10 protein-coding genes and 1 pseudogene are annotated in these 12,078 nt (G+C 67.1%); 7 read left to right on the top strand and 4 right to left on the bottom strand.

Annotation, left to right across the window (positions count from 1 at the left end; translation table 11 throughout):
- Positions 1-100 precede the first annotated feature (100 nt).
- The 5 genes from OG711_RS33055 to OG711_RS33035 all read left to right on the top strand — a co-directional run bounded on the left by OG711_RS33055 (position 101) and on the right by OG711_RS33035 (position 3,495).
- A complete protein-coding gene (locus OG711_RS33055) occupies positions 101-619 on the top strand; it encodes a hypothetical protein (RefSeq protein ID WP_329562209.1) in 519 nt (172 codons plus the stop codon).
- Positions 620-933: 314 nt separating this feature from the next.
- Positions 934-1,824 (top strand): alpha/beta fold hydrolase, encoded by an 891-nt coding sequence (locus tag OG711_RS33050; RefSeq protein ID WP_073794932.1) that lies wholly within the window; start codon positions 934-936, stop codon positions 1,822-1,824.
- Positions 1,825-1,957: 133 nt separating this feature from the next.
- Complete coding sequence (locus OG711_RS33045; RefSeq protein ID WP_329562207.1) at positions 1,958-2,824, top strand: serine/threonine-protein kinase; 867 nt, start codon at positions 1,958-1,960, stop codon at positions 2,822-2,824.
- Positions 2,825-2,838: 14 nt separating this feature from the next.
- Positions 2,839-3,072 (top strand): hypothetical protein, encoded by a 234-nt coding sequence (locus OG711_RS33040; RefSeq protein WP_329562205.1) that lies wholly within the window; start codon positions 2,839-2,841, stop codon positions 3,070-3,072.
- 219 nt (positions 3,073-3,291) lie between these two features.
- A complete protein-coding gene (locus OG711_RS33035; RefSeq protein WP_073794938.1) occupies positions 3,292-3,495 on the top strand; it encodes a cold-shock protein in 204 nt (67 codons plus the stop codon).
- A gap of 507 nt (positions 3,496-4,002) precedes the next feature.
- On the opposite strand, the gene OG711_RS33030 is transcribed toward OG711_RS33035, so the two are convergent.
- A complete protein-coding gene (locus tag OG711_RS33030; RefSeq protein ID WP_329562203.1) occupies positions 4,003-4,374 on the bottom strand; it encodes a hypothetical protein in 372 nt (123 codons plus the stop codon).
- Positions 4,375-5,428: 1,054 nt separating this feature from the next.
- Here OG711_RS33030 and OG711_RS33025 point away from each other — a divergent pair.
- Both OG711_RS33025 and OG711_RS33020 read left to right on the top strand, forming a co-directional pair.
- Positions 5,429-7,045 carry a phospholipase A2 gene (locus tag OG711_RS33025; RefSeq protein ID WP_329562201.1) on the top strand — a complete coding sequence of 539 codons (1,617 nt, stop codon included), beginning with the start codon at positions 5,429-5,431 and terminating at the stop codon, positions 7,043-7,045.
- A gap of 152 nt (positions 7,046-7,197) precedes the next feature.
- A complete protein-coding gene (locus OG711_RS33020; protein WP_073794949.1) occupies positions 7,198-9,555 on the top strand; it encodes a proprotein convertase P-domain-containing protein in 2,358 nt (785 codons plus the stop codon).
- Between the two features lie 446 nt (positions 9,556-10,001).
- Here the strand turns inward: OG711_RS33020 and OG711_RS33015 are convergent, their stop codons facing one another.
- The 3 genes and pseudogenes from OG711_RS33015 to OG711_RS33010 all read right to left on the bottom strand — a co-directional run bounded on the left by OG711_RS33015 (position 10,002) and on the right by OG711_RS33010 (position 11,982).
- Positions 10,002-10,178: a DUF6087 family protein gene (locus OG711_RS33015; protein WP_329562198.1), complete on the bottom strand. Its 177-nt coding sequence runs from the start codon at positions 10,176-10,178 to the stop codon at positions 10,002-10,004.
- 581 nt (positions 10,179-10,759) lie between these two features.
- Positions 10,760-10,879 (bottom strand): annotated as a pseudogene (locus OG711_RS39260) (HipA family kinase); the annotation flags it as partial.
- A 110-nt stretch (positions 10,880-10,989) separates the two neighbouring features.
- The gene (locus OG711_RS33010) at positions 10,990-11,982 is read right to left on the bottom strand and encodes a Bug family tripartite tricarboxylate transporter substrate binding protein (RefSeq protein ID WP_073794952.1); all 993 of its coding nucleotides are present in this window, start codon (positions 11,980-11,982) and stop codon (positions 10,990-10,992) included.
- Positions 11,983-12,078 lie beyond the last annotated feature (96 nt).

The raw sequence follows: 12,078 nt of genomic DNA, 5'->3' as shown, positions 1-12,078 counted from the left end.
GCCCTGAGAGCCAGCCCTGGAACTCCTTTGGGCACGGACGCGGAGGCTCGGTTGCCGCAATGTCTTCGCGGATCACGTCGTCTCGCCTACCGTCATCTGCATGAGCAACGACGGTGTAGTGGTGGATGAGGCGGTCCGCGCGGCGTGGGACACCTACCGGGTCCTGGAGAAGCGGACGCCCGCCAAGGAGCGCCAAGAAGCGCAGCAACGAGTGAAGGCTGCGGCGGACTCCGTCGGGCGCGAGGAGGTCTCCCGAGGCACGGTGTTCCTGGTGGGCGTCCTGACCGGGTACCTGATCGGCGAGCCGCCCGGCGGCGGGGAGCAGTTCGATCCGCTGACCGACCTCATCCCCGCGGTGATCCGCAAACTGCCCACCTTCGACATGGCTGACCCGGAGCAGGTGCCGATGGCCACCGGTGTCCTCATGGCCGCCGCCATGGGCATGGACACCGTGGCCTGGCGCGACCGGTTCGGGCCGATCGAGCCGAAGGAGGCCATAATCCACGGCTTCGTGCTGTGGCTGCTCGCGGACCTCTTCGACTCCCTGGCCGACAAGCCGGGCACCATCGACCAGTTGATGCGCGAGACCTTCGACTCCATGGGTACCTCGCAGGACTGACGCACGACACCAACTCGGAGGAGTGCCCGGAGTGCCGGAGGTGCAGCTCGGCGCCGACCGCCGCTGCGGCCGCGGGCAAGGGCCTCGCATCGCGCATACCCGGACGGCGCAGCAACTTGCGGTGTCCCTGGCCGTGGTGTTGATGCCCCGAACAGGTGCCACCTGGTGACAACGGCCGGGCGGATACGCGTTGCCGCCGGGCGGCAACGGGCGACGACTCGTTCCCCGGCCCCGGCCGCGAGGTGGTGTGCGGCGCCGGAAAGGGCGATGCGCATGCCGCCGGGCGCCACGGGGCCCAGAAAGAGAGCAGACAGATGCAACCGACGTTCGTACTGGTTCACGGAGCTTTCGCGAACTCCTTCTCGTTCGCACCGCTCCAAGCCGAACTCGGCCTCCTCGGGCACCGTTCCGTCGCCGTCGACCTGCCGGGGCACGGATTCGCCGCGACGTACCCGCGCGCCTATCAGGCGCCGCAGGACCTCGAAGAGCTCGCCACCGCGCCCGGGGCCGTCAAGGGCGTCACGCTCGCCGACAACGCCGCGCATCTCATCGGGACGCTGGAGCGCGCCAGACGGAACGGGCCCGTCATCCTGGTCGCCCACAGCCGCGGCGGCATGACCGCCACCGTCGCGGCCAACCAGCGGCCCGACCTGATCGACCGCATCGTCTACGTCTCCGCCTGGTGCCCCGTCGACCTCGACGTCAGCGCCTACTACGCCGAGCCCGAGATGGCCACGGTCGACACCACAGGAGTGGCATCGGCGATGGTCGGGAACCCTGCCGAACTCGGGCTGCTGCGCTCCAACTTCCGCACCGCCGACCCCGGCGCCCTCGCGGCCCTCAAAGCGGCCTTCCTCGCCGACGGGACAGACGGCGAGTTCATGGTCTTCCTCAACACCTTCCAGCCCGACGAGAACCTCGACGTCGGCTCACCCGACGACCGGGCACAGGCCGACACCTGGGGGCGGATCCCCAAGACGTACATCCGGCTGACCGAGGACACCAGCATGCCGCTCGCCATGCAGGACCGGATAATCCGCGAGGGCAACAAGCTGACACCGAAGACCCCCTACGACGTCCGCACACTCACCAGCAGCCACCTGAAGTGGCTGGTCGACCCGGCACCGGCGGCCCGGGTCCTGGGGGAGATCGCCGCGCTCCTGCCTGCCGCATCCGGACGCTACGTTGTCGCCCCAGGCTCCTGAGCGGTCCGCCTCCGGCGATTCCGGCTAGCTCGCCCTGGCACGCCGAGTCTTTTGACGGCCCGGCTCGTTTGCTCGGGCGGCGTGACCGGACGGTCCGCCGAACCCATGTGTCCCGACAGCATCAGGTTGCGTGATGGATCAGTTTCCTTCCGGATACGACGAGGCTCTCGCGGTGGTCGAGGCCCGCTGCGGGAGCGCCTTCCGGTTGCGGGAGGTGACGTCCCGCCGGGGAGCCGTGGTGTGGGAGGCCGCGGGTGCCGGCGGGAGGTTCGCCGTGAAGATCGGCACCGGCGACGGCGCGGGGGCCGTGTCGCGGGAGACCGAGGTACTCCGGGCGTTGGGGTGGACCGGGCATCTGCTCGCCGCGGGTCGGGGACCGGACAGCGCGTGGCTGGTGGCGCGGTGGTTCGAAGGGCCCTCCACATGGGATGCCTTCGCCTCGTTCCGGGAGAACAGCAGCGGGCGGAGGGCGGGCCTCGACGCGGCGGTGCAACTGTGCCGGACGGTCGACGGCCTGCACGGCCTGGGCTGGGTCCATGCTGATCTCCAGCCGGACCACGGGATCCACACCGGTGGTGGTGTCCGTCTGATCGACCTGGCGTGGAGCTGGCGGGAGGGGATGCGGCCGCCACCGGTGACGGGGGTGGGCATCGACCATCTCGTGCCGCCGGAGGTGGCCCTGCGCGGCGCCGGTGATCTGCCGCTGGACGCGGGCAGGGCGGCCGACGTCTACACCCTGGCCGCCACCCTGTGGACCTGTGTCACCGGAACCTGGCCCCTGGACTACCCGGCCGCCGGCATCTCACCGGAGCACCTGACCTCGGACCAGCTCCGCGCGCAGATCGCCACCGGCCGTATCCCCCTGCGAGCTGCGGCACCGTGGCCAGAGGTCCAGGGAGTCCTGCGAGAGGTCCTGCTGAGCGCTCCGGGTGACAGGCCCTCGGCGCGGGAACTCGCCACGAACGTGGAACGCTCGGCGTCCGGGCCGGCCGGACGCTAGGACCGCGTCCGCCGGTGCAGCTGGGTGAACAGCGGATCCACCGTGCGCCCGGCCGGGTAGGGGGCCCCGAACCGCCGTTCGTACGCCGCGAACCGGCGCGGGTCGTCGTGGAGGAAGAGAACGTCGTGCGGGCGAGGGCCTCGGCGATCTCCGATGAGCAGGGTGTGGCTGCCGGGTGGGGGCGGTTGTTCGAGGGGGAGGGCGAGGTCGGCGGTGAGGTCCCCGCCTCCGAGGTGGCCGGTGTGTGAGCCGTAGCGGCGGATCTTGTCCAGGTGCGAGCACCCAGCAGCGACCTCACGGAATGGGTCGGTGGGGCGGGTTTCGGCGGGAACGTTGGACGGGCGGCCGAGTCGTTGAGCATCGCGGCTCGTTGTCCCTGATGGCGGTGGCCGTACCGGTCCGCCTGCCCGGCTCCAGGCAGCGTCTGGTCGTGTGGAGCCGTCCAGGAATCGCAGAAGGAGAGCAGCGTGGCTACAGGAACGGTGAAGTGGTTCAACGCGGAGAAGGGTTACGGTGCCATCACTCCGGACGACGGCGGCGCGGAGGTGTTCGTCCACCACACGTCGATCAATGCCTCCGGCTTCCGGAACCTGGACGAGGGCCAGGCGGTCGAGTACGACGTCACCGACGGGCCCAAGGGCCCCCAGGCCGAGAACGTGACAAGCGCCTGACCACCGCCTGCCCCCTCCGGCAGGCGCGGAGTGGAGCGCGGCCCGTACCGGGAACCATCTGACGCGGTGTCCGGCCTGGGGCGGTGTCGTTTTGTTCCCGGTCGGAGTGGTGGTGGACCGGCCGGCGGTGGATTCCGCGCCGGGCAGGTGCGGTGCCCGCGGCCGGTGAGCGGTGCCGGTCTCGCACGATGAGCGGCTTCAGCTCGGCGATCTCCTTCTTCAGCGCCTTGACCTGCGCGGACTCCTCCGTGGTCGTCCCCGGCCGCTGCCCGGAGTCGATCTCGTCCCGCTTCACCCGGTTCCGCGGGGGCTCTGCCGAACCGATGCCCCGGCTTCTGGGCGACCGCCCGCAGCGCGGCCGACTCGTTCGGACAGCCACCACGGACCTCGGCGAACATGCGCACCGCGCGACGGCGCAGCTCAAGCGGGTAACGGGAAGGGCGTGCCATGGCTCGATCCATTCACGGAATCGGGTCTCCACCGAACCCGGAACGGTGCACTCGCAGTTCAGGAGGACGGTGCGTCCAGGTTCGGCTTCCGCCTCACCTCAGTCACGGACACGCTCTCGTCTGCGGGGGCGCCGAAGGGTTCCGCGATCACGCCTGTTCCGGTGCCGATGACTTCCACTGCCAGGCCGGAGCCCATGAACCGAAGGTCCACTCGGGCGCGCGGGTCGCCGCCGAGGTCGGGCATCTTGTGGATGCGGTCGGTACGGTATCCGGCGGCGATAATGGTCTGCTGAAGTGCGCTGTAGGTGGTATGCGGCTTTCCGGCTGCTTTGGTGGTCAGGCGCTCGGCGTGCTTGGCGGCGGCGCACTTTTCGATTTCGCCGAGTTCGACTTCCTGTGGCGGGCCGGACCGCATGGGCTTGTCGGGCATCTCACCTGACTCATCGACGGGGATGGGTATGTCGCCGTTCGCGTCAGGTGTCCCGGCGGGCTTGTCGGTGCGGGGGGCTGCACCGCTGGGGATGCCGCCGGGCAGTGTCCCGGGATCCGGTGCGGCGCCGCTGCCGCTGGGGGCGTCGGGGGAGCATTGGCGTGCGAACTTGTTGAGGAGGTCGAGGAACTGCTTCTCGGTGGGCTGCCGGGCGGGTGAGGCGGAGACCTGGGAGCCGACCGGGGTGGTGGAGGTGGATGAGGCTGTCTGGGTGCCGCAGGCGGTCAGGGCGAGGGAGCCCGCAGCCGCTATGACGACGGATCCAGTGAAGCGAATTGATGGCATAGATGAATCTTTGCCGCACGCTCACAGGGGCGCATGAGTATGCGTACTCATGGCTTGATTACGCCAAAGCAGTCGTAGAGATCTGTGGATCAATTGACCTCGGTCTCGTTGCGATGGCTCGATTTCGACGAGTTCGGTTTCGAATCCGTCATCGTTCTCCAGGAAAGGCCCCGGCGCAGTTCCGCGCTGCCCGGTTTCATGATGTTGATCAGATGTCGTGAACGGCGCAAGCGTCCCGTGGTGGAGTAGGTCGCGGCGGGCGTGGGCGATGCCGGCTCGTCCGGCGAGGCGGATCGTACTGATGGCCAGGTTGCGGAAGCCGGCCGTCGCCCGCAGAGCCGTACTGGTCCCGACCTGCGAGTCGTCCTCGTGGAAGGTGACGTCCGGGTCGGATCAGGCGGGCTTGGTGCTGATCATGACGGGGTGGTTCTCCTGTCGGTGCCCTCTCAGGCTCACCCGCCGAAGCGGGAAGTCTCACCCAAGGCTGACAGGGAGGGAATCGATGACCGTCCCAGGACCATTCGGCAAGGTATCCCTTTCGCGGGTCACCCGTCGCCGATCCACAGTTTTCGAGTATTGCTCCGGGTCTCAAAAACGCTCATAAATGGAGGAGTGGGCTCCAGTTATACGGTCTTGCAGGCACATGTTCGGATCGCATAAGTTCCCGGATTGTTGATCAGAGCTCGTCAACTTGACCGAAGGGAACACAGTGCGCAAAATCGCGCTTCCTGTGATAGCGGCGGCCTCCCTGGCCATGCTGCTGCCGCAGTCACCCGCCGTCGCCGACACCACGCCCAGCGCGCCTCTGGCCGACGGCACGGTCACCACCATCGGCCCCGGCCTGTACGAGTCTGCCACCGACACGTACACCGTCACCGAGAACGATGTCCCCGCCGGGCTGATGGGCCGCTCCCATGCCGTGAACGGGCAGGGATCCGGTCCCGCCGGCGTTGAGCAGGCGCCTTCCGCGCGTGCAGACCTGGACGTGTTCGGCAAGGCGTGGGAGGCCGAGTTCCTCGGCGGGCAACTCAACCGCACCCTCGTCTCCTCCAGTGGTGCGATCACCGTGCAGGACCTGGCGTCGGGTGCCTCCACCCGCTACGACCTGACCGAGTCCATCGCCGGCCCCAACGGCGGCAGCACCAACACCTACAAGGCCGCTGACGGGTCCACGCTCATGGAGTCCATCGTCTTCGATGACCTGTCCGGGTCGCTGAAGACCACCGTCGTCGAGACCGTAGAAGTCAACCTTGCCGCCGGCGCCACCGGGGACGACGTTCCCGTGGATGCGTCCGGCGCACCGATTCCGGCCGCTGACCTGAAGCCGACCTACGTCTACAAGCAGGTGTCTGGCAGCGGGGACACCTGGCGGGTGACGTCGGTGGGTAACAACGCGTACAAGCCGTCGACCGTCACCTACGACGCGCAGGGCCGCGTCTCGCAGGCGAAGGACCCGGCGCGTGGCACCGACACTCCGGCGCAGACGCTGAAGGTGAACTACTCCACCGCGACCACTGCCACTTCCACGGCGCTGGGTGAAGTGAGTGGTCTGGTGAAGGACATCTCTCTCACGGTCGGTACCACCACACAGACGCTGGCCCGCTACAGCTACGACAGTGCGGGGCTGCTGAAGAAGGTGGAGAACCCGTCGGCGGGTGACGAGCTGAACGCGTACACCTATGACGGGTTGAATCGGCTGGACACCGCGACCACTGATGGTGGCGGGAGGTGGGATCTGAACTTCGGTGCGGAGACCGCTCAGGCGACGGTGACGGAGACGACCGGAACTGTTCCGGATGGCGGCACCGCGATGGCGGGTGCGCCTTCGATTCAGCAGGGAGAAGGGGTTGTTCCGGCGGCATCCGACTTCGAGTCCGGTGAGATCAACGCGCCCACCGCGAACCCGTCGTGGTGCAACAACGCGTATGAGTGGATGTGGTACACGGCGAGTGGCTGTGCGACGAAGGTCGCTCACTACGGGTGGCGTAACCCGTACTGGAAGGTGACGCCGACGGGGCACTACGTGGTGGGTATCAACCACGATCACTGCACCTCTGCCAGGGACAAGCCGAACGGCTGGAACTTCATTCCGGCGTGCGACATGCACGACTACGGGTACGGCACGATCGGGAACGCCTACAAGGGCTACAAGTGGTACCTGGACAAGGGCAAGGGCGCTCAGGCTGACGTGACGTTCTACAAGACGTTGTACAACTACACCTGCCCCCGGTACAGCAACAAGAAGTCCTGCCGGGCTACGGCGTACGCGTACTACACGGCTGTCTTCTACTTCGGCCGTCCGAAGAACGGCGCCAACGCCACCTGACCGTTCAGGTGAGCGAGTCGGCTTGCTGAGGTGACAGGGGTCCGAGCCGTCCTATGCCCGCTCGGACCCCTTTTCCATGCCGTCCCCGGAAGAAGGAAGAACCCGTTTTGAAGCGGCCTATATGGGCTACCGTCACGGCGACGGTAGCAGCCATGGTCCTCGCGGCCATGCCCTCCCCTTACAACCCCATCACCGGCACTGCGCTGGCGGCTACCAGCGACGCTGTTGATCCGGCCCTCAACGACAAGGTTGCCTCCGGCGGCACCGTCCGCGTCAACGTCGTCACCTCCCAGACATCGGAGCTGTCCTCTGCGCAAACGGCGGGGGCAACCCTCGTCACCTACAACACGCTTCCCCTGGTCACCTTGCGGGTGAACCAGACCGGGCTCACGAACCTTGAATCGCAGCCCGGTGTCATCTCCGTCACCGAAGACGTGCCGGTCAAGGCAACTCTGAACGAATCCACCGTCAAGATCGGTTCCGACAGGGCGACCGCCGCAGGCAAGACCGGCGCCGGAGTGACGATCGCTGTCCTGGACACCGGAGTGGAGAAGGGGCATCCGTTCCTCGGTGGGCGCGTCAAGCAGGAAGCGTGTTTCTCCGTCACTGACGCGGGCTACGGTGCCACCAGCCTCTGCCCGGACAGCACGCAGGCTCAGGTGGGTGCCGGTTCAGCTGACACGTCCACCGGCCCGTGCTCACTGCTCGGCACGCAGTGCGACCATGGCACTCACGTCGCCGGTATCGCCGCAGGCAACTCGAACAGTGCTGTTGGTGCGCCAAAGCGAGGCGTCGCCCCCGCAGCTGATATTGCTGCCGTGCAGGTGTTCACCCGGTTCAACGACGACACCTACTGCGGAGCCGGGGGCAGCCCGTGCGTGCTGTCCTTCACCTCTTCGCAGATCAAGGGCCTGGAGCAGGTGCAGCAGTGGAAGACCGCCGGGGTGAACATTGTCGCCGCGAACATGAGCCTGGGCGGGGCCCGCTGGACCACTGGCTGCAACGCGGATCCGCGTAAGGCGATCATCGACAGTCTTCTCACCAAGGGTGTCGCCACTGTCATCGCCGCCGGCAACAACGGCTACACCGATGCCGTGTCCGCGCCCGGCTGTATTGCTTCTGCTGTCACCGTGGGATCGACCACGGACACCGATGAGGTGTCCACGTTCTCCAACCGTGGCCCGCTGCTGGACCTGTTTGCCCCCGGCACCTCCATCAACTCGTCGGTGACGGGCGGCAATTACGCCTCCAAGAACGGCACTTCGATGGCCACTCCGCACGTTGCGGGGGCTCTGGCTGTGCTGCGGCAGACGTATCCGGCGGAGACGATCGAATCCCTGGTGTCGCTGCTCGCCACGTCTGGTACGCCCATCTCGTACACGGGAGCGACCACGCCGCGTATTGATGTGTACAAGGCCATCACCGCGGTGACTCCGGGGCCTGATCCCACGACGAAGAAGCCGCGTGCGTTCCACATCGACAACGATCAGACGGTTGCCATCCCCGATGGTGTGGGCTCTCCGGCCCCTGGACCCGCCGCTACGTCGCCGATCACCGTGGCCGAGTACCCGGGGCAGGCGTCGAACAAGCTGAGCGTGTCGGTGAACATCACCCACACCTACCGGGGTGATGTGAAGCTGGAGCTGATCTCGCCGACCGGCAAGGTGTTCCTACTGAAGAATTCCTCTGTTTCGGATGGGGCGGACAACATTGTCGCCGTTTACACGGTGGATGCTTCTGTTGAACCGGCGAACGGCACGTGGAAGCTTCAGATGACCGATGTTGATGACGCTGACACCGGAAAGCTGAACTGGTGGTCGCTGATCTTCCCGACGCCGTTCGAGAAGAACGCCAACGAGGTCATTGCCGACAACAGCACGCTCGTGTCCGCGATCGACGTCACCAACATCAACGGCAACGCGGCCGGGCCGCTCCAGGTGTACGTGAACATGGATCACACCAAGCTCGGTGAGGCTCGTGTTCTCCTGGCGAGCCCGGACGGCCGGGTGTACACCCTCAAGCCGTACGGTTCGGAGCCTGGCGGCAGTCTGGTCACCACATGGGGTGTGGATGCCACGGATGCGGTCGCGAACGGCACATGGACGCTGAAGGTCACCGACAACGCCACAGGTGACACCGGCACGCTGAAGGGCTGGGCGCTTGGTTTCCCGTCGTATGAGAACCAGACCGTCAAGCCCATCCCGGACAAGAACTACGAGGAGATCTGGACCAGTGTGTCCAACCTCTTCGGCACCGCGTCTTCGAAGGTCCAGGTGTATGTGGAGGTCGATCACCAGCGTCACGCCGACCTGAAGATTGATGTCATCGCCCCGGATGGCTCCATCCATCTCCTCAAGCCGTCCGGTGCGCCTACGGGTGGCGGCACCTTCAAGAAGGTGTACACCGTGAATCTTGATGGAAAGTCCGTCAATGGCTGGTGGAAGCTGCGCGTCGACGACCTGACTGTCGGGAACACGGGCACGACGAACAAATTCGCCGTCCGTTTCTGAATCCCCCTTCGGAACCGTACGGAGACAACTGCGCGCCCCGCCCTTCTCTTCCCGGGGTGGGGCGCGCTCCATGCCGGGCAATTGAAAGGATGATCGAATCTCATGTCCGCCAACCTCACTACCAGTGACTTGTCGATCTGAAACGCTTTGGGATCCGGCTCGTTGACCGCGAACTTTCGTGACGGGCTGTCGGATCTCCGGCGGCCAGCACGAAGCCGACTGGAGCCGCCTCCCCGACGAAGTGACCACCCGGCTCCGCCACGCGCACGCCCACCCCGGGCAGATCGCCGACACCCTCGACCACGCCGCCCACGCCTTCGGCACCCCGGCACACGGCGCCCGTGTCCGGCCGCCGCCTCGGATACACCGGCACCCGGGCCCGGATCGGGATGCCTTCCGCCACGGGGCATCATGCTGCGGGCGCCGCCGATCGGAAGTTCGTTCAATCATTCCTGGGCTGCTGCGAGGCCGGGGGCGGTGCCGGCCGGCTCGTACGCGAACCCGCTCCACTCCTCCAGAACGCGCGCCTCGTCGGGCCGGAGGTGACTGCGCCGCCGTGCACCGGCCGGTGACGCCGGTAGATGTTCATCGGCGGGCGGCGCCGCTCGTCGTACGCGGCGCATGGGTTGTCGGCGTCCAGACGCGGGACGGCGCGCGACGGCTGGTCCGACGGTTTGGGTCGGCTGTGCCTGACCATGCCTCGATGCTCTCAGGCCACGGTCGTGGTCTGCCTGGCGGAGAGTACCTTCGCCCGGGTCCGTGGGGTCGGCGCGGTCAGCACCCCGCGCTCGGCCACCGGTTCCACTGTCATCCGGAAGCCCCCGTCACGCACACGATCACGGACAACTCGACCGTAGTGCAAGCGAGTTCGACCCGTCCGGCACGTCCCGCGGTTCCCTGCACGTGACAGCCGACCACCGGCGTCGCCGCCGGAACTCGCGGAGAACGGGGACTGGCCATCCCCTCCACAGCCCGCACCTACTCAGCCCCAGCACTCACTCAGCGCGACTGCGACCACGTGCGGGTTCACTCCACGTCAGCGCCCGGGGCCAAGTCCCGCCTGGGAGGAACCGGGGGAGAAAGCGCACGGCTGGGGAGCGCTCAGGGAGAAGCGGCCGCATGACACGGCGCGCCCCTGAAAGACACCGAAAGGACCAACTAGGCAGGTCAGCCCGGGAAACTGCCACCTTTACGCAGGTCAGCCCCCCTCGCACGTCAACTTCATGGCGTACGTACCGAGATCGTCGGCCTCGACCACACCGGGCAGCGACCCGCCCTCACGCAGCGGCGTGATGTAGCGGGTCACGGTAACTTCCGTCAGTATCTCGCCAGGCTGTACGGCGTGCCCCGGGTGGGCGCCCATGGATCTGCCGGTCTCATGCCGTGGTGGTGGATGGCCGCGCACGGTGGCGGTCACCCACCACGGGGCTCGGATCAGTTCTTGGCCAGGCCCAGCTCGCCGAGGATCTCCTTGACCCGGCTGTTCTCCTCCTTGAGCCATGTCGCGAACTCGTCACCGGCGAGGAAGTTGTCGTTCCAGGCGTTCTCCGCGGCGATGTCCTTCCAGCCCTCTGTGCCGTGCATCTCCTTGAGCGTCTCGACGTACCGGGTCTTGAGCGCGTCGTCCAGATCACCCGGGGCCATCATCGAGCGCCAGTTCTGGAATTCCAGGGACTTGTCGACGTCAGCGGCGGTCTGCTCGAAGGGGGGGCCGTCGACGGGCTCAAGTGACGAGACGAGGAGGCCCTTCACCCTGCCGCTCTTGATCTGGGGGGCGAACTCGCTGAGCCCCGAGACGCCGGCCTGGGCCTTGCCGCTGAGGAGCGCGGTCGTCGCCTCGCCGCCGCCGCTGTTGGGCACGTACTTGATGTCGGCGGGCTTGACACCGTAGTGCCGGGCGAGCAGACCTATGTAGATGTGGTCGGCGCTTCCCACCGAGCCGCCCGCGATGGCGACCGATTCGGGGTCCTCCTTGATCGCCGCGAACAGGTCGTCGACCGACTTGTAGGGCGAGTTCGTCGGCGTGACGACGACCTCGTACTCGCCCATGAGGCGGGCGAGGGGCGTGAGGTCGTCGAGCGTGGCTTCGGTCCCGTTGCTGATGACGCCGCTCATCATCGCCAGCCCCGAGGTGATCCAGAGATCCTCCTTGCCCTTCTGGGGCGCGAACTTGGAGAGGGCGACGGTGCCGGAGGCCCCGGCGACATTCGTGACCTCGGGCGACTTCGCGAGCCCGGCGAATCTCAGCGCGTCCTGGGTGCCGCGGGCGGTTCGGTCCCAACCGCTGCCAGGCGCGGCCGGCGCGATGATCTCAAGACGGTCGAGCGCTTCGGGCTCGGCGTCCGAGGCCGGGTCCTCACTGCTACCGCATGCGCTGAGGGCAAGGACAGCGGCCGCAGTTGTGGCGGCGGTGCGGGTGATCTTCATGGAAGCTTCCTTGTCTCTCCGGCAGGTGCCTGGAGAACCGGAATGTATACATACGGAGGTGAGCCCACAAGAGTTCACGCGCATTTCGCACTCACT

The organism is Streptomyces uncialis, from assembly GCF_036250755.1.
GTDB classification, from domain to species: Bacteria; Actinomycetota; Actinomycetes; order Streptomycetales; family Streptomycetaceae; genus Streptomyces; species Streptomyces uncialis.
The sequence above is the reverse complement of the archived record's forward strand: the minus strand, read 5'-3'. Positions and strand labels throughout refer to the sequence as shown.

What these genes read in the sequence shown, in the direction of transcription:
- OG711_RS33055 (WP_329562209.1), top strand. Translation starts at nt 101, where the DNA reads ATGAGCAACGACGGTGTAGTGGTGGATGAGGCGGTCCGCGCGGCGTGG.
- OG711_RS33050 (WP_073794932.1), top strand. Translation starts at nt 934, where the DNA reads ATGCAACCGACGTTCGTACTGGTTCACGGAGCTTTCGCGAACTCCTTC.
- OG711_RS33045 (WP_329562207.1), top strand. Translation starts at nt 1,958, where the DNA reads ATGGATCAGTTTCCTTCCGGATACGACGAGGCTCTCGCGGTGGTCGAG.
- OG711_RS33030 (WP_329562203.1), bottom strand. Translation starts at nt 4,374, where the DNA reads ATGCCCGACAAGCCCATGCGGTCCGGCCCGCCACAGGAAGTCGAACTC.
- OG711_RS33020 (WP_073794949.1), top strand. Translation starts at nt 7,198, where the DNA reads ATGGTCCTCGCGGCCATGCCCTCCCCTTACAACCCCATCACCGGCACT.
- OG711_RS33015 (WP_329562198.1), bottom strand. Translation starts at nt 10,178, where the DNA reads ATGCGCCGCGTACGACGAGCGGCGCCGCCCGCCGATGAACATCTACCG.
- OG711_RS33010 (WP_073794952.1), bottom strand. Translation starts at nt 11,982, where the DNA reads ATGAAGATCACCCGCACCGCCGCCACAACTGCGGCCGCTGTCCTTGCC.